The organism is Moorena sp. SIO1G6 (assembly GCF_010672795.1).
In the GTDB taxonomy this organism is placed as follows: Bacteria; Cyanobacteriota; Cyanobacteriia; order Cyanobacteriales; family Coleofasciculaceae; genus Moorena; species Moorena producens.
Map to the genome: position 1 here is coordinate 37269 of NZ_JAAHFZ010000011.1, position 16187 is coordinate 53455.

At 44.8% G+C, this 16187-nt stretch carries 16 protein-coding genes; 9 read left to right on the plus strand and 7 right to left on the minus strand.

The window, feature by feature from the left end; translation table 11 throughout:
- Positions 1–322: 322 nt before the first annotated feature.
- Positions 323–2338 (plus strand): molecular chaperone DnaK, encoded by a 2016-nt coding sequence (gene dnaK / locus F6K63_RS13095; RefSeq protein WP_044493122.1) that lies wholly within the window; start codon positions 323–325, stop codon positions 2336–2338.
- A 210-nt stretch (positions 2339–2548) separates the two neighbouring features.
- The gene (locus tag F6K63_RS13100) at positions 2549–3595 is read left to right on the plus strand and encodes a DnaJ C-terminal domain-containing protein (protein ID WP_008184006.1); all 1047 of its coding nucleotides are present in this window, start codon (positions 2549–2551) and stop codon (positions 3593–3595) included.
- A gap of 762 nt (positions 3596–4357) precedes the next feature.
- Here the strand turns inward: F6K63_RS13100 and F6K63_RS13105 are convergent.
- Positions 4358–4576 carry a hypothetical protein gene (locus tag F6K63_RS13105; RefSeq protein WP_287312330.1) on the minus strand — a complete coding sequence of 73 codons (219 nt, stop codon included), beginning with the start codon at positions 4574–4576 and terminating at the stop codon, positions 4358–4360.
- 119 nt (positions 4577–4695) lie between these two features.
- Positions 4696–5931, minus strand: a complete 1236-nt coding sequence (locus tag F6K63_RS13110) for an RNA-guided endonuclease InsQ/TnpB family protein (RefSeq protein WP_287312331.1) — start codon at positions 5929–5931, stop codon at positions 4696–4698.
- Positions 5932–5986: 55 nt separating this feature from the next.
- Between F6K63_RS13110 and F6K63_RS13115 the strand changes: the two genes are divergently transcribed.
- Entirely contained in the window at positions 5987–6139 is a 153-nt protein-coding gene (locus tag F6K63_RS13115) for a hypothetical protein (RefSeq protein WP_008186924.1), read from the plus strand.
- Positions 6140–6184: 45 nt separating this feature from the next.
- On the opposite strand, the gene F6K63_RS13120 is transcribed toward F6K63_RS13115, so the two are convergent.
- Positions 6185–7114 carry a glycosyltransferase family 2 protein gene (locus F6K63_RS13120; protein ID WP_008186925.1) on the minus strand — a complete coding sequence of 310 codons (930 nt, stop codon included), beginning with the start codon at positions 7112–7114 and terminating at the stop codon, positions 6185–6187.
- A gap of 120 nt (positions 7115–7234) precedes the next feature.
- On the opposite strand from F6K63_RS13120, the gene F6K63_RS13125 reads away from it, so the two are divergent.
- From F6K63_RS13125 to F6K63_RS13135, 3 genes are all read left to right on the plus strand, one after another.
- A complete protein-coding gene (locus F6K63_RS13125; protein WP_267872064.1) occupies positions 7235–7369 on the plus strand; it encodes a hypothetical protein in 135 nt (44 codons plus the stop codon).
- A gap of 165 nt (positions 7370–7534) precedes the next feature.
- Complete coding sequence (gene panB / locus F6K63_RS13130) at positions 7535–8317, plus strand: 3-methyl-2-oxobutanoate hydroxymethyltransferase (protein WP_287293377.1); 783 nt, start codon at positions 7535–7537, stop codon at positions 8315–8317.
- Between the two features lie 30 nt (positions 8318–8347).
- Positions 8348–10081, plus strand: a complete 1734-nt coding sequence (locus F6K63_RS13135; protein WP_287265870.1) for a glycoside hydrolase family 9 protein — start codon at positions 8348–8350, stop codon at positions 10079–10081.
- Between the two features lie 65 nt (positions 10082–10146).
- Here F6K63_RS13135 and fusA read toward each other — a convergent pair whose 3' ends face one another.
- Both fusA and F6K63_RS13145 read right to left on the minus strand, forming a co-directional pair.
- Complete coding sequence (fusA, locus tag F6K63_RS13140) at positions 10147–12234, minus strand: elongation factor G (RefSeq protein ID WP_008186928.1); 2088 nt, start codon at positions 12232–12234, stop codon at positions 10147–10149.
- Between the two features lie 397 nt (positions 12235–12631).
- Positions 12632–12925, minus strand: coding sequence for a hypothetical protein (locus F6K63_RS13145; RefSeq protein WP_008186930.1), 294 nt, complete (start codon positions 12923–12925; stop codon positions 12632–12634).
- Between F6K63_RS13145 and F6K63_RS13150 the strand changes: the two genes are divergently transcribed.
- Positions 12908–13096, plus strand: a complete 189-nt coding sequence (locus tag F6K63_RS13150; RefSeq protein WP_008186933.1) for a hypothetical protein — start codon at positions 12908–12910, stop codon at positions 13094–13096. The two genes, F6K63_RS13145 and F6K63_RS13150, sit on opposite strands and share 18 nt — an antisense overlap.
- A 334-nt stretch (positions 13097–13430) precedes the next feature.
- Here F6K63_RS13150 and F6K63_RS13155 read toward each other — a convergent pair whose 3' ends face one another.
- A complete protein-coding gene (locus F6K63_RS13155) occupies positions 13431–14495 on the minus strand; it encodes an ABC transporter permease (protein WP_502708041.1) in 1065 nt (354 codons plus the stop codon).
- Here F6K63_RS13155 and F6K63_RS13160 point away from each other — a divergent pair.
- The gene (locus F6K63_RS13160) at positions 14467–14679 is read left to right on the plus strand and encodes a hypothetical protein (protein WP_008183240.1); all 213 of its coding nucleotides are present in this window, start codon (positions 14467–14469) and stop codon (positions 14677–14679) included. The genes F6K63_RS13155 and F6K63_RS13160 overlap by 29 nt on opposite strands.
- A 143-nt stretch (positions 14680–14822) precedes the next feature.
- Here the strand turns inward: F6K63_RS13160 and F6K63_RS13165 are convergent, their stop codons facing one another.
- The gene (locus tag F6K63_RS13165) at positions 14823–15341 is read right to left on the minus strand and encodes an adenine phosphoribosyltransferase (RefSeq protein ID WP_008186938.1); all 519 of its coding nucleotides are present in this window, start codon (positions 15339–15341) and stop codon (positions 14823–14825) included.
- Between the two features lie 175 nt (positions 15342–15516).
- Between F6K63_RS13165 and F6K63_RS13170 the strand changes: the two genes are divergently transcribed.
- Positions 15517–16122, plus strand: coding sequence for a DUF3038 domain-containing protein (locus tag F6K63_RS13170; protein ID WP_008186940.1), 606 nt, complete (start codon positions 15517–15519; stop codon positions 16120–16122).
- The last annotated feature ends 65 nt before the right edge of the window (positions 16123–16187 follow it).

Here is a 16187-nt window from a genome sequence, read left to right on the forward strand (position 1 = left end):
CCATGCTGTGGAAGCGCTAATCAATAGTCTTGAATGTACTACTTCACCCGATCCTCGAGTTTGCTAATATATTCTCTATTATGATAGGATGCTTACTTTGAAATTCCGCTAAATTGGGGAAGAAGTCAAGGGATAGAATAGATTCAGCACTTCGGGGCATCCCTTACCATAACTGCAACCGTCAGAGGTCTAGGGTGACTACGCTTCGGAAAACCGAACCACTGGCTATATACAATTTTAATCAAAATATCATCTATATATATAGTAGTTGAAATTCATTGAACGAGTTGACAGCATTCATCTTGAGGAGAATAAAGGACGCATGGGCAAGGTAGTCGGCATTGACCTGGGTACAACAAACTCCGTGGTGGCTGTCATCGAAGGCGGTAAGCCGGTGGTAATTGCTAATGCGGAAGGTATGCGCACAACTCCCTCAATGGTTGGCTTTAGTAAGGATGGGGAAAGGGTTGTAGGACAATTAGCACGCCGCCAAGCTGTGCTTAATCCCCAAAATACCTTCTATGGGGTGAAGCGGTATATTGGACGTAAGTATGCTGAACTGAATCCAGAGTCAAAGCGGGTTGCCTATACCATTCGCCGGGATGAAAGTGGTAATGTGAGAATTAAGTGCCCCCGGTTGAAAAAAGACTTCGCCCCAGAGGAAATTTCTGCAATGATTCTGCGGAAGTTGGCGGATGAGGCCAGCCGCTACCTGGGAGAGGAGGTAACAGGAACAGTAATAACAGTCCCGGCTTACTTTAATGATTCTCAACGGCAAGCCACACGAGATGCTGGACGAATTGCTGGGTTAGAGGTTCTGCGGATTCTTAATGAACCAACAGCAGCGTCTTTGGCTTATGGCTTGGATCTTGAGGCCAGCCAAACTATCCTGGTATTTGATTTGGGCGGGGGTACCTTTGATGTCTCGATCCTAGAGGTGGGGGATGGGGTGTGTGAAGTGCTATCAACCAGTGGTGATACTCAACTGGGGGGCAATGATTTTGATCGAAAAATTGTTGACTGGTTGGCAGAGCAATTTTTGAAATCAGAGGGAATTGATCTGCGACGCGATCGCCAAGCCCTACAACGGCTGACTGAAGCTGCAGAAAAAGCTAAGATCGAGCTGTCTGGGGTGGGTGTAACTGAGATTAATTTGCCCTTTATTACAGCTACAGAAGATGGTCCAAAACACCTAGAAACTAGGCTGAAGCGCTCTCAGTTTGAAGAGCTATGTGTGGATCTAGTTAGTCGTTTGCGCAGACCCCTAAAACGAGCTTTCAAAGATGCTGGCTTAACTCCTATGGACATTGATGAAGTGATCTTGGTAGGAGGGGGAACCCGCACCCCGATGGTACAACAATTGGTGCGCAGCTTAATCGATCGGGAACCAAATCAGAATGTTAATCCTGATGAGGTAGTGGCAGTAGGAGCTGCAATTCAAGGAGGAATTCTTAACAGTGAAGTCAAAGATATCCTATTGCTGGATGTAACTCCGTTGTCCTTGGGTTTGGAAACTATTGGTGGGGTGATGAAAAAGTTAATCCCCCGCAACACGACTATCCCAGTCCGGCGGTCTGATATTTTTTCCACCTCCCAAAATAATCAGACTTTGGTGGAAATTCATGTCCTGCAAGGGGAACGGGATATGGCAACAGATAATAAGTCTTTGGGTCGGTTTAAGTTGACTGGTATTCCCCCAGCACCACGGGGAGTGCCCCAAATTCAGGTGGCTTTCGATATTGATGCTAATGGAATTTTGCAGGTATTGGCACTGGATAAAACTACTGGTCGAGAACAAAGCATTACCATTCAAGGGGCTTCTACCCTGAGTGAAGCGGAAGTCAACAAAATGATTCGTGAGGCAGAAGAATACGCTGAGGTTGACCGGGAACGAAGGGAACGAGTAGAAAAGCGCAATCGGGCAGAAAGTTTGGCTAATGAAGCGGAACGGCAACTGAGGGAGGTAGCCCTAGATTTTGGGAGACAGTTTGCTAGTGGTTATCGGCGTCAGATTGAAGGCTTAATTCAGGAGATGCGTCAATCCGTTGCCCAAAATGATGACCGGGCTATTGATCGCACTCAAGGTGATCTACAAGATGCCCTCTATGAGCTCAAGCGAGAGGTACGGCTGCAATATGAGGAAGAAGAGGATGATGACTTGTTTGGCTCAATTCGTCGCACCTTCACCGGAGATAGTGACACAGACCGATATTCTCAACGGGATTACCGCCGGGACTCCTATGACTCCTATGGGGCTAGTTCATCGAGGTCCAGTCGCGATCGCGATCGCAGAAACCCCCTTGAAAATGATTGGGATGAGGATGATAATTGGTTCTAAATTAGTCAGTAGTTAGTTGTCAGTTGTCAGTAGCCACAACTAATTAGCGGTTAGTCTTTAGGTAAAAGTTTTCTCGCTCTTCCCTTTAAAAAATACTGACAATTAACGATTAATCACGAATAGATCAAAAAACGAATAGATCAAAAAAGCCTTAATACGGGGGTTTACCCGATGAGGGAGTGCATCGAGACACTTCATTATTGACTAATTATGCAAAACTATCGAGATTACTATGAAATGTTGGGTGTACCCACAGAGGCATCCAGCGAGGAAATTAAAAAGGCTTATCGGCGGTTAGCTCGACAGTATCACCCCGACCTGAATCCTGGAGATAAGACAGCAGAAGACAAGTTCAAGGATATTGGTGAGGCATATGAAGTTCTCTCTGACCCGAATAGGCGATCGCAGTACGACCAATTCAGCCGATATTGGCAGAAGAAGAAGTTTGGTAGAAAAGCGGCTAAAGCTGCTACTTTGATTAAAAATGTAGGCTGGAACGGCAATGGTCGTGGTTCATACCAACCAGAGGATTATGGCAATTACCGGGACTTCAACACCTTCATTGATCAACTACTCGGGCGTCGCTCTACTAGAAAGGCAACATCAACCCCACCTCCAGGGACTCGGGTAAGTTCTGAGAGTGCGTTTCGACCAGGGAAAACTAAAACAGCCTACACTGTTAGTTCTCGTCTGAGACCTCAACCCAAATCCCCCCCTCAGCCTCAACCTTATCCCAAACCTCAACCTCAAGATATTGACGCTCGATTAACCCTACCTTTGGAAAAAGCCTATAAAGGGGGTCGAGAGCGAATTCGCCTAGAAGATGGACGGGCTTTAGAAATTGAGCTACCTGCTGGGATGGTAACCGGTGCCCTGGTGCGGCTCCAAGGTCAAGGTATTGATGGTGGATGTTTAAATTTAAAAATTACTGTGTCACCTCATCCTTTCTTTAAATTAGAGGAATTGGATGTGATTTGTGTAGTACCAGTAAGCCCTGCTGAAGCAGTATTAGGTGACTTAATAGAAGTTCCCACCTTGGATGGTATAGTGCAAATTAATGTTCCTAGTGGCGTCAGGTCAGGACAAAAATTGCGCTTGGCAAATAAGGGTTATCCCAATCAGGATGGGTTACGAGGGGATCAGGTAGTAGAAATTCAGATTGTTGTGCCAACCGAAGCCACTCAGGAGGTCAGAGAACTATACGAAAAACTAAGGGAGATTGATAATTTTAATCCTCGCCAAGATTTACTGGTCTAGGAAAAAGGCTTACATCCAAGCATCCACAAACGCGCAAGTCCCAAGTCACAAGTCAGAAGTCAAAAGTAAGCATTGACTAGGTTTCGGAGTTTAGAAATGTCAAACATCTTAATGGGTAGTGCTATATAAGGGAAGCAGCCCTGTAACCTCGGAGAGGATAAGGCAGTTTGTGGCGATAAAAACGAAGTAATTATTGAATGAGTTCTGAGACAAAAGACATTGAATCCAACCAATTTTTACCATGCAAGCCAATATAAAAACTGCTATGTCGTCGGTAAAATATTGAATGATAACTGGGACGATTAACATAGGATGCTAACCATTTTTGCTGAATATATTGTCCATTAAAATTAGCTAAAGTGTAGGACAAACAAATTAATAAAATCAGAGAAATTAATCGCTGTTTGCTGACTCTAGTAGCCTCCAAATTATAGCAGTTCTCAGGACGAGTGAGCGACATTGCTTATCCCTTTAAGGCAAAAGGCATGCATGCATGCTAGCAATAGTAAAGAGGGTTTTAAGCGATGCAGAGGTGCGACCCGTGGCGAATTTAATTACGGGTCAAACGCACCATTACGGTCTTGGGGAGGCAGAGGTGCGACCCGTGGCGAATTTAATTCGACGACTGTAAACGCACCATTACGGTCTTGGGGGTTTCCCCCACTCGCTATTGCCGTGGTTCCCCCCACTCGCTATTGCATCAAGACAGGGAATCAGTGTCAAAGGATAGTGTACCTCATAACTGCGAGAAACGGGAGCATGTCACTTATGCAGCAACATTAGTACGCTTATCTGGGGAATGGGGAATCGGGAATGGGGAATCGGGAATCGGGAATGGGGAATCGGGAATGGGTAATAGGTAATGGGTAATAGGTAATGGGTAATAGGTAATAGGGGAAGCATGTCACTTAAGCCTAATATTTTTACCATTACTATAGCCCCCTGATGGGTAATTGCTTGCTGATCTGGTAAATAGTTCATCTGTTCTTGTCACTCGGATTTCACGAGGGATGGATTTTCACCATCATGGTTATCAAGTTGTCATGGTTCTATAACCAAGCAGCTAATCCCCCAAATCCTTTATAGAATATGGTTTCTAGCTAACGAATCACACCCGCACCATTGCAGTCGGCATTTACCAGGTATCCCTCAGAAGTTTTATACAAACCACGCCTTACCCGACATCCTGACGGTTTCCACCCGTTGGGTTTTTCACCATATTTTGGTAATGGATCGTCGTCAAGGAAAGACGCTTTGCTGGTGTACGATTCCTCGGTAATTGTTAGTTTAATGCCGTACTCAGGGCAAAGTTGTTTCAGCCGTTCGATTAGTCTCTTGGTCGGGATGACTACGAAATTCTGATTGCCACGTTTGCCCATATTAGAACGGCTTTTCTGTTCTTCGTTCCAGCCGATAATTAGGTTTCCAATGCGATCATTTAAGCACCGATTGATAATGAATCTAGCAGCTTTGTTGATCGCATCCCGTATCTGGTTGTTTCGTTTCCGCTGCACTCGATCTAGCTTGGAATCCCAGTAAAACTCTGGTTTCCCCTGTTTGTACTTGGCGACTAACCGGCAGTAGCCCTGATTCATTGACTTGAGTTTTCGACCGTCAATTATCAGGCTCTTGCCAAGGGTTGAAAGCCCAGTCAGCCAGTTCGTCCCGCCGTGATCAAAACTCCACGCTTGGGAATAGTCGAGGTTGGGGTTATCAGAGATTGGTTGCTTCTCGTCATCAATTACCCAGTCGATCCAAAGTTGCCCAAGGTACGGACGAACAGTTATCTGTTTTACCCAGTCCGGATCTATAAAGTCCGGCGGCTCCAGGGTAATCTCGGTGATCAACTCAGGTTTTGTTTCTTTGCTGATCGAAGGGTAGAACAACCCTGACTTATAACCAAGAGCTTGTCTAGGGAAAGTTACAGCTGCCAATCCGCCTTTCTTTCTGTATCTTGGCAGTTTTGGTCTATCGACTTTTCCCTTGTAATAATGGCCGACTAACTGATTGTAGCTATTGATTGATTCGGCTACAGTCTTGAGAGTTTGTTGTGCCGACTGAGCTGCCATCGCCTTATAGTGAGGATTCTCTTTTAGATTCTTGCAGAGTTCGGCATATTTGACACTGCATTTATAGGTTTTCCACCCATATCTAAGATCATCCTCTCGCCAGTAAGTCGTAAAAGCTTCTTCTTGCTGTTCTAACCAGGTGTAATGTTTTTGTTTGGAGTAATAGATAGCACAATTTACCAGACTATTCGCTTGTTGGCATTGAAATACCCAAAAAGCTTGCTCTTCCTCTGTCAAGTTTGCTTTTACTGGAATCGTCTTGTACATTTGATTGCCTCCTACTAGAATCGTAACATTCGTGCGCGCAAATAGTATTCCAAAAATGAAAGACGAACGATTGATGATCCGAATTAATAAATTAAAAAAAATGCAATTAAAGCAAGAAGCAGAACGGCGTGGGATGACTCCATCTGAGTTGGTCAGAAGTCTAATATCCAAATTTTATGAACCTAAGCAGAGGGACACGGCGGGTTAAAACCCGTCGCGTCCGTTTCATCTCCTCCTTAAAAGAGAGGGGATCTCACGTTCCCGGATGTTTTGGTAGCATTCCTTTAATTACTGCACTCAGATAACCGATTTGACCATAGGCATAAACGAAATTATCAAAGCGAAGAGCTGGATTGCGGAAGTGCTTGAAGGATTTGTAGATTCCTCGCATCATTCGTTCACCTCCCCGTAACAATTGGGCAGTACCAGCACGACCAACCAATTGTTCACGGTAACACTCGCTAATACCTTGCCACCAACCACGATTCAAAAACCAACGTTTATTGATTCGTTCTGGGGCAACATTGTGAGCCACTAGAGCATCAGGTAGATAAGCAACTTGCCAACCATCCTGGAGAGCTAATTCTGTCATATGTAACTCTTCATTAGATAATAAATTTTTCCCCACACGACCTAAATTGACATCAAAACCACCGATTTTCTCCAGGAAAGTCCGCCTGATCGAGTAATTTAAACCTCTGGGAGTCAAACCAGGATTTTGGATCTGAATTAGGGTTTCCCCTAGGTCATAAGCTCCCAAATTTCCTGCTAGGTCTGGTGACAACCAGGAGGGAGAGGTAATGCCATCTGGCCACAATAGGGTAACTTTACCACCAGCAATTGCCAGTTTTTCGTTACTTTGATAAGCTTCGTAAATTGTCTTAAGCCAACGGGGACTGGCAACGGCATCATCATCCAGATAAGCTAAAATACCAGCACAGGCACTGGCAGCCCCAGTGTTACGAGCCACCGATAAACCAAGTACGGGTTCATAAACATAGTTTAGTCGAGAGTTGTCCAAGCGTTGGTCAACAATGTTACGGGTGCGATCGCTTGACGCATTATCGACCACAATTACTTCATAATCGGCAAAATCCTGCTGTAGCACGCTATCAATGGCGGCACCCAAATATTGTTCGCGATTGTGGGTGCAGATGATGGCAGAAATTAGAGGCTCTGACATAGGGAACCTGATCGAGGAAGCTTCATTTTTAGTATTCCCTACTCAAGCAGTATTCTTCAACCTTCTTGATTACCGTAATTAACCCATATAGTATTAATAGGTCATAAATCAGTTGCACAGATGAGATGTAAGTATTCAGTGGTCAGCCGTCAGCCGTCAGCCGTCAGTGGTCAGCCGTCAGTGGTCAGCTTATTTTATTCAAAAACTGTTCGGTGTAGCTTGGCCACAGGCCTTTGGGTGAGAGCTGAGAGCTGAGAGCTGAGAGCTGATAGCTGAGAGCTGATAGCTGATAGCTAACGATCACATTACACTGAAGTCAGTAGTTCACGCTTCTTTACAAAGATTTCCATAGTTCGGTTTACTTTTTTTATAAGCATCTTTGAGAATTATTAATCGGATTGACCGAAACTATTATTGGTTATGGCAGTTACTATCAAGCAGTTGAATCAATGGAAACAACAGGAGCGCCAGATTGTGGTGCTGACTGCTGCGGATTATGCGATCGCTCAGCTGTTGGATGAAGCGGGAGTAGACATAATCATGGTCGGGGATTCTCTAGCAATGGTTACGCTGGGTTACTCGACAACGCTGCCAGTGACCCTTGAGGACATGATTCACCATGCCAAAGCGGTGTGTCGGGGTGTTAAACGGGCATTAGTGGTTTGTGATTTGCCGTTTTTGAGTTATCAGGAAAGTCCTCAGCAGGCAATCCACTCTGCCGGTCGAGTGTTGAAGGAAACTGGGGCAGTGGCAGTGAAGTTGGAGGGAGGATATCCTGCCATGGCTGAAACGGTGGGGAGGCTTAGCGCTGTGGGAATTCCGGTGATGGGTCATGTAGGTTTAACACCGCAGTCTATTCATCGGCTGGGTTTACGGCAACAAGGAAAAACACCGGAAACTGGGGAGCGGATTTTGCAGGATGCGATCGCATTGGAGCAAGCTGGTGCCTTTGCTATCGTTTTAGAGCATATTCCAAGCGATTTGGCAATGTCAATTACACAAAAATTAACTATTCCCACCATTGGCATTGGAGCCGGACCACACTGTGATGGCCAGGTGTTAGTGACAGCGGATTTACTAGGGCTTTCCGAGCACCAGCCACCCTTTGCTAAGTCTTATGTGAATTTGCGCCAGGTAATAACCCAAGCCGTGCAGGAGTTTACTACAGAGGTTCGTTCTGGAAAATTTCCAAAAGACCCATAATCAAGATATCATGGAAGTAAAAGCTTGACGATGAAAATAGATAGAAGATTTTTTATCGGCTGGATCAGTGCGATCGCTTATGGATTTTTTTCCAAGCTTAATGCTCAACCCTATAATCCAGCAGCTAGAGGAAAAATTGTTATCAATCAAATAGGTTATTACCCAACTGGGCCTAAGTTGGCGTTCTTAATCAATTCCCCCAATTCGGAAAACAAGCAGGTTGAACTTGTTGATTTAATCACTCACAAAACGGTTTTTGTGACCAACCTGGGAAACTCCGTAAAGGATAAAGCCAGTAATGATAAAATTACGGTTATTGATTTTACTAAATACGATAAATCAGGTAGCTATTACCTCAAATACGGCTATAGTCAGTCTTATCCGTTTGGCATTGGTAAGGAAATTTATAAGGATACCTTTACAAAGCTACTCCGGTCCTACTATTTGCAACGGTGCGGTGTTGCTGTAAATGATTCAGTATCTGGAGTCAAACATCCCCCCTGCCATCTCAAAGATGGGATTATTGCCCACAACGATGAGATTAATAAAGCTGGAGACTTCAAATCTGCCCAAGGTGGCTGGCATGATGCTGGGGATTTTGGTAAATATGTTGCGCCAATGACAGTCACCATCGGACGCTTGTTAAGCTTGTACGAGCAATATCCTAAATTATTTAGGGACAACCAATTAACTATACCAGAAAGCGGCAATGGTAGACCTGACCTACTCGATGAGGTCAAAGTAGGATTAGATTGGCTGCTGAAGATGCAGCGAGAGGATGGTGCTGTCTACCGCAAGCTGTCAGGAAAAAAATGGCCAGGGGAAATTCTACCCAATCAAGATACTCAGCCACGGTACACTTTTGGAATCTCGACACCTGAGACTGGCAAGTTTGCAGCAGTAATGGCAATGGCTGCTAGAGTTTATAGTCCCTTTGACAAGCAACAGGCTCAAACCTACTTACAAGCAGCTCAGAAAGCCTGGGGGTTTCTCCGAAAACAGCGATCTATGAAGGTGGATTGGCAAGAAGGAGATGACACCGGTTCAGGTAAGTATCTTTTTGGAGAGTGGGATCAGCAAGAATCCTTAAAAACAGATCAAGATGACCGCTTCTGGGCAGCCGTAGAACTGTTTATTACTACAGGGGATACTAGCTACGAGAAATACTTAGCTAAAACTATCACGGCCTTTGACTATGGTGAGTTTGGTTGGAAAGATCCGTCTCCTCTAGCAATGGTTAACTATTTGGTGCAGAAACAAAGGAAAGGGTCAGACAAACTGAAATTAGAAATAACAGCTAGGCTGATGCGAAGGGCGGATACTCTGATGGAAAAGATTAACCGTAGTGGCTACCGTTTAACTATTGATAAATTCCATTGGGCATCTAATCATAAGATAGCTGAGGAAGGAATTACTCTACTCTATGCCTACCGCATCACTGGCAATCGAGGCTACTACAAGGCAGCTGTTGAGCAGTTAGATTATTTACTGGGGCGCAATCATTTTAATCTTTGTTTTATTACCCGTGTTGGTAGCAACTCGGTGCGTCATGTTCATCACCGGATTTCCCGAGCTAAAGGAATTGTCATCCCTGGTCTGATGGTAGGGGGTCCTAATACTGATGCCCAGGATGGGATTGCGCCTAAAGGCTTGGGAATGTTGAGTTATGTAGATGATGAGCGGTCTTGGGCTACTAATGAATATGCTATTGATTACAATGCTTCGGTAATTGCCTTGATGGGGATGGTGATGGCACAGACTTAATCATTGATCACACGATGTTCCTGGCCAGTCTAAAACCAGCCAGGAACTCTACTTAAATCAAAAGATTATTTAGCAGCTTCCTCACGTTCCTTCACTTCCTTAATTACCTCTTCTGCCACATTACTTGGGCAAGGGGCGTAGTGGGAGAACTCCATCGAGAACTGACCACGACCAGATGTCATAGTACGCAGGTCACCAATATAGCCAAACATCTCGCTCAACGGTGCATCTGCCTTAATGCGAGCACCAGTAAGAGTTTTCTCCTGAGACTTAATCATCCCACGGCGGCGATTGAGGTCACCAATTACATCCCCCATGTAATCTTCTGGTGTGAATACATCCACTTTCATAATTGGCTCTAACAATTGAGGTGAAGCCTTACCAAAGGATTGCCGATAAGCCGACTTGGCCGCAATTTCAAAGGCAATAGCCGATGAGTCTACGGGGTGGTAGGCACCATCAGTCAAGGTAACCTTGAAGTCCACACAAGGGAATCCAGCCAACAGACCCTTTTGAATGCTATTCTCAAAGCCCTTTTGCACAGCAGGCCAAAATTCCCTGGGGACATTACCACCAGTCACCTTGGACTCAAACTGGAAGCCAGTACCGGGTTCACCAGGCTCGATAACGTAATCGATTTTACCATATTGACCAGAACCACCGGACTGCTTCTTGTGGGTATAGCTGTCTTCGATGCGCTTGGTAATGGACTCACGATATGCAACCTGGGGCTTACCTACATCCACCTCAACGCCATGAGTCCGTTTCAGGATATCAACCTTAATGTCTAGGTGCAGCTCACCCATGCCCTTAATGATAGTTTCGCCACTTTCCTGGTCAGTTTCAACGTGGAAAGATGGGTCTTCCTGAATCATCTTGCTCAGGGCAATGCCCATTTTCTCAGAGGAACCTTTTTTCTTAGGTGCGATCGCAATGGAAATCACCGGGTCTGGGAAGACCATCGGCTCCAGAGTAGCAGGATTTTTCGGGTCACAGAGGGTATGCCCAGTCTGGACATTTTTCATCCCAACGATGGCCACAATATCACCGGCCTGGGCAGAGTTAATTTCTTCCCTAGAATCGGCATGCATCTCTACCAAACGACCAATACGCTCAGTTTTACCGGTGAAGGTATTAAGTACTGTGTCACCCTTAGATAAGGTTCCTGAGTAGATACGGGTAAAGGTCAGAGCGCCAAAGCGGTCATCCATGATCTTAAATGCCAAGGCACGCAAAGGTTTTTCTGGGTCAACATAGGCAAGTGTACCGGTTTCGTTACCTTCTAGATCGATTTCTGGCTGGGGTTTGACTTCAGTGGGATTCGGCAGGTAGTCAACTACAGCATCGAGTACCAACTGCACTCCCTTATTCTTGAAGGATGAACCGCAGTAGGTAGGGAAGAAAGCCAGCTCACGAGTTCCCTTGCGAATGCAACGCTTAAGGCTTTCGAGATCTGGTTCTTCCCCTTCTAGATACTGTTCCATCACCTCGTCATCCTGCTCCACAGCCATTTCAATTAACTGCTCGCGGTAGGTTTCCACATCATCAACCATGTTGGCGGGAACGTCTTGAATCTCATAGTTCATCGGATCCCCAGAGTCATCCCATACCCATGCCTTACGGGTTAGCAAATCCACTACACCCACAAAATCGTTCTCAGTTCCGATCGGCAGTACCATTACCAGAGGCTTAGCACCAAGTACATCTTCTACCTGCTTAACAACTCGGTAGAAATCAGCCCCCAGACGGTCAAGTTTGTTTACGTAGATAATCCGAGCAACTTTTGAGTCATTGGCATAGCGCCAGTTAGTTTCTGACTGGGGTTCTACACCACCTGAGCCACAGAAAACACCAACGCCACCATCGAGAACCTTGAGGGAACGATAAACCTCAATGGTAAAGTCTACGTGACCTGGGGTATCAATAATGTTGAGTTGGTGGTCTTTCCAGAAACAACTGGTGGCGGCAGACTGAATAGTAATACCGCGCTCTTGTTCCTGTTCCATAAAGTCCGTTGTAGCTGCACCTTCGTGAACCTCACCAATTTTGTGGATTTTCCCGGTAAGTTTTAGTATCCTCTCTGTTGTAGTTGTCTTGCCTGCGTCCACATGAGCAAAGATACCTATATTTCGATAAGCAGTGAGGTCTTTCATAGTTACTCCTTATATTTACTCCTTAATAAAATTTAAACAAAATCTATGCATATTAACAATATGCCCAGCAGCGGTGTGATGGTTGTCGTGATGGACAAGCAAGAGGAAATATCAATTCCGTGAATAACCAGTCCTCGCAATCATTGCCTGCTCAAAAAAATCAATCAGGGAACGACGGTTAGTAGGAGTATCAATTATCCCCAGTCAAGCCAGAGAGCTTGGGAAAATGCGGTAAGCTATCAGCTATCAGCTATCAGCTTTTGAATAAAACAAGTAAGCATTGGTTTAATCTCTGTTACGTCAGCTGACGGCTGACGGCTGACGGCTGAATGCTTACAAAATGCGATCGCTATTTTTTGGACTAGTTGAATAGTCTGGTTGTGTCACCTAATAGCCCTTATTTGTAAGAAAAAAACTCAATTTGAGGTACCAATGGGTCTTGAACAACACCCACACCAACAAACCCCCACCGTTCCAGCAAATTTTTCAACTGACTACCAGAAACCGACTCTACAGAAAATTGGTCAGCTAAATCAGCACCGTGGGTATTGAGATAACTCAGGGCATCAAAGTGTTCGCGAAACATCAACAGATATCCAGCTCCAGCCTCTGGGCTACCAGCTTTCGGTTGGGCAACCAGATAACGACCGTTCCTTCTAGAAAGAATTACATAATGAATTTGGGTAAACATCTTGAAAATATTCCTGAGGCGCGTCTTTACAGCAAGGCAGCTATGCTGAAGGCAGCTATGCTGAAGGCAGGATGGACAATCGTTTCAGGTTTTTTTCCTGATTTAATAAAAGGTTTTATTTTATTTAGGGGCGTTGCACATTTGTGGGATGATACCATTTTTTGCACATAACTGAAAGTGGCTTATAGTCTACAGTTCAAACTTCAGTAAATAGGTACATCATCCCGTTATTCTGCAACGCCTATTTAGGTTGTTAACAAAAATTGACGTCAAAAGTACATTTAGGACAGTAAGTATTCAGCAGTCAGCGGTCAGCGGTCAGGTTATTTTATTCAAAAACTGTCGCACCTCAAGTAGCGTGGCACAGACTTCGACGCTGTGAAGCATAGGCTTTTGGCTGATGGCTGATGGCTGATGGCTGATGGCTGATGGCTGATGGCTGATTGCTGATTGCTGATGTCTGATTGCTGATGGCTGATGGCTGATTGCTGATTGCTTACATTCTCTATTTCAAATCTTCTAGACGAATTCGAGGATCAACTACTTTTAGAAGCAAGTCTGCTAACAAATTCCCCAAAATCAGCATTGTAGCCCCCATCATCAAGCTTCCCATTACCAGATAGAGGTCTTGAGCAGTTACCGCCTGTAAAATCAAACGACCTAAACCTGGCCAGTTGAAGAAAATTTCAGCAATAAATGAGCCACTGAGTAGAGAAGCAAACTCAAAGCCAAGGATGGTAATTAGAGGATTAATAGCATTGCGCAAAGCATGGACATAGATAACTCGATTTTCTGGCAGTCCCTTAGCACGAGCTGTCTGAATATAGTCTTGCCGTAGCACATCCAGCAATTCACCCCTAGTAATTCGTTGTAGACCTGCAAAACTAGTAATGGATAGAGCTATTGTTGGCAAAATCATATGCCAGCCAATATCCAAAACCTTACCAATGGGGGATAAATCATCATGATTGATACTGGTCATACTACCGACAGGAACTAAGGGGGAAAGATTCTGGGCGAGTATGAGCAGCAACAGAGCAGTGATTAGGCTGGGGAAACCCTGACCTGTGTAGCTAATGACTTGTAGGAATCGGTCAGTGGTGCGATTCTGATTAACAGCAGCCAGGATACCAAGAGGAATTGCGATCGTCCAAGTAATAAAGATTGAGGCTACGGCTAAGAGTAAGGTTGCTGGTATCCGTTCTAATAACAAAGACGACACCGGACGGAAGTAAGCGAAACTGGTACCAAAGTCAAACTTGGTTACAACTCGTACTAGCCAACGCCAATACTGAATAATTGCTGGCTGATCTAAACCAAATTGCTCCTTGAGTTCCTCGATTCGTTCCGGGGAAATTTTGGGATTTTGCCTGAGGGTATCCAGAAAATCTCCTGGTGCAAACTGAATAATGGCAAAACTTAGAGCAGATGCCAACAGCAAGGTCAAAAGACCTTGCAACAGTCGCTTTACCACGTACAGAAAGGTCTCACTGGTGACCAGAAGTTTTAGTCTATGCCAAGCCCCATCAAACCGATTGATAATGCTAGAATCTCTAGTAGAAGAAGTCAATCGCTTCGCTCCAATTCAAAATTATCAATTAAAAATTCAAAATTATCCCATACCTGAATTCAGGGGGTTGTTTCCGGTGGAAACAATTGCCAATTATAAAGCTAGTCATTTTGTAAGCATTCAGCCGTCAGCCGTCAGCCGTCAGCCGTCAGCCGTTGGCCTATGGCTGATAGCTGATAGCTGATAGCTGATAGCTGATAGCTGATAGCTGATAGCTGATAGCTGAATGCTTACGTCATTTTGAATTCAAAAATTGTCATTCCTTGAAAGTCCTTTATTAATTGGAAACTTTCTTTTGACCAATGACTAATAACTAATAACTAATAACTAATAGTCAACCAGGGTTATAACTGGTACATCAGGCAGTTGCTGACGTCCACCTAAATCCCGTAATTCGATGATAAAGCCAAGAGCTACCACTTGACCGCCTGCTTGTTCTACCAGGTTGACTGTAGCTGCTGCTGTTCCTCCAGTAGCAATTAAATCATCGATAATCACAACCTGGGAGTTAGGTGTGAAAGCATCTTGATGGACTTCCAACTTGTCTGTGCCGTATTCTAGGTCATACTCAGCCGAGTATACCGCTGCTGGTAGTTTACCCGGTTTGCGCACTGGGACAAACCCAGCCCCGAGTTGGTAAGCTATAGGTGGTCCAAATATAAAACCACGAGACTCCATACCCACGACATAATCAGCCCTTACTCCTGCTTCCTGAAATTTTTGAGCTAAGGTATCGATAGTGTAGCGTAGTCCTTCTGGATTGCTCAGGAGGGTAGTGATATCCCGAAATACAATCCCTGGTTTGGGAAAGTCAGGGATATCGCGAATCAGAGATTTTAAATCCATCAGTAGGTGAACTTAGTTATCAATGGGGTTTGACTCAAACTATAGCTTGCCATTCCCTTTCTGTAAAAGCGTACACTAGAAAGCTGAACCTTGTGTGATTCCTTGGAACAAATCTATTCAAAAGGTTTTCGCTGTAGGATAAGCGCTATTAGAGTGAATCTTTCGACGGACCGTAATGCTGACCAATAGTCCTGCTTCCCAGTCAAAGCCAATAATTTTAGATAGCCTACCTGATTTCAGGATTCCAGCTCAGGGCTGTCCACCACGAACTCGGCTGCATATTGACCTAATTTTACTAGCCATTGAAGCTCTCGAACTGGGAGGTTCTGAGGCGATGCTATTGGCGGCTAGAGAGCTGGAACTTCAGGACATTATTAAAAATCGTGTTGTCCTGTGGCGTATGCGCTCTACCAATCCCTGGCGGCGCTCTTACACACGACGTCCTCTAACTCCAGAGGAAGCTAAGGCTTTAGTGGTGATTGCTAGTCATATGGCACGGCGAATGACGGTTCTGATTAGGCAGTTGTTGACGGCTTATCAACAACTACTGGAAAAGCAGGTGCCTCTAGAACAACATTTTCGCTTATCTAAGTATTTGGAAAGGTTCCAGGCTCATTTTCGCAGCCGGATGAATCCCCGTCGCTCTAAAGTGGCTGCCTATAACTCTCAAGAAAAGTTGAATGAACTCGCAATTTCTCTATTGAGTCAGCTTCTGTTCTGTACAGGCACTTCTGGAAGGCAAAGATTATGGACTAGTCTGTTTGATGGGGAATTGCCTTGAATGTTGGCGTTTCTGACTATAGCCATGCCATCAAGTATCAAGTATAGTCAGCTGATTGACAAATT

Coding starts and splice junctions, on each gene's coding strand:
- dnaK (WP_044493122.1), top strand. CDS start 323: ATGGGCAAGGTAGTCGGCATTGACCTGGGTACAACAAACTCCGTGGTG.
- F6K63_RS13100 (WP_008184006.1), top strand. CDS start 2,549: ATGCAAAACTATCGAGATTACTATGAAATGTTGGGTGTACCCACAGAG.
- F6K63_RS13105 (WP_287312330.1), bottom strand. CDS start 4,576: ATGAACTATTTACCAGATCAGCAAGCAATTACCCATCAGGGGGCTATA.
- F6K63_RS13110 (WP_287312331.1), bottom strand. CDS start 5,931: ATGTACAAGACGATTCCAGTAAAAGCAAACTTGACAGAGGAAGAGCAA.
- F6K63_RS13115 (WP_008186924.1), top strand. CDS start 5,987: ATGAAAGACGAACGATTGATGATCCGAATTAATAAATTAAAAAAAATG.
- F6K63_RS13120 (WP_008186925.1), bottom strand. CDS start 7,114: ATGTCAGAGCCTCTAATTTCTGCCATCATCTGCACCCACAATCGCGAA.
- F6K63_RS13125 (WP_267872064.1), top strand. CDS start 7,235: ATGAGATGTAAGTATTCAGTGGTCAGCCGTCAGCCGTCAGCCGTCAGT.
- panB (WP_287293377.1), top strand. CDS start 7,535: ATGGCAGTTACTATCAAGCAGTTGAATCAATGGAAACAACAGGAGCGC.
- F6K63_RS13135 (WP_287265870.1), top strand. CDS start 8,348: ATGAAAATAGATAGAAGATTTTTTATCGGCTGGATCAGTGCGATCGCT.
- fusA (WP_008186928.1), bottom strand. CDS start 12,234: ATGAAAGACCTCACTGCTTATCGAAATATAGGTATCTTTGCTCATGTG.
- F6K63_RS13150 (WP_008186933.1), top strand. CDS start 12,908: ATGAATTTGGGTAAACATCTTGAAAATATTCCTGAGGCGCGTCTTTAC.
- F6K63_RS13145 (WP_008186930.1), bottom strand. CDS start 12,925: ATGTTTACCCAAATTCATTATGTAATTCTTTCTAGAAGGAACGGTCGT.
- F6K63_RS13160 (WP_008183240.1), top strand. CDS start 14,467: ATGCTAGAATCTCTAGTAGAAGAAGTCAATCGCTTCGCTCCAATTCAA.
- F6K63_RS13165 (WP_008186938.1), bottom strand. CDS start 15,341: ATGGATTTAAAATCTCTGATTCGCGATATCCCTGACTTTCCCAAACCA.
- F6K63_RS13170 (WP_008186940.1), top strand. CDS start 15,517: ATGCTGACCAATAGTCCTGCTTCCCAGTCAAAGCCAATAATTTTAGAT.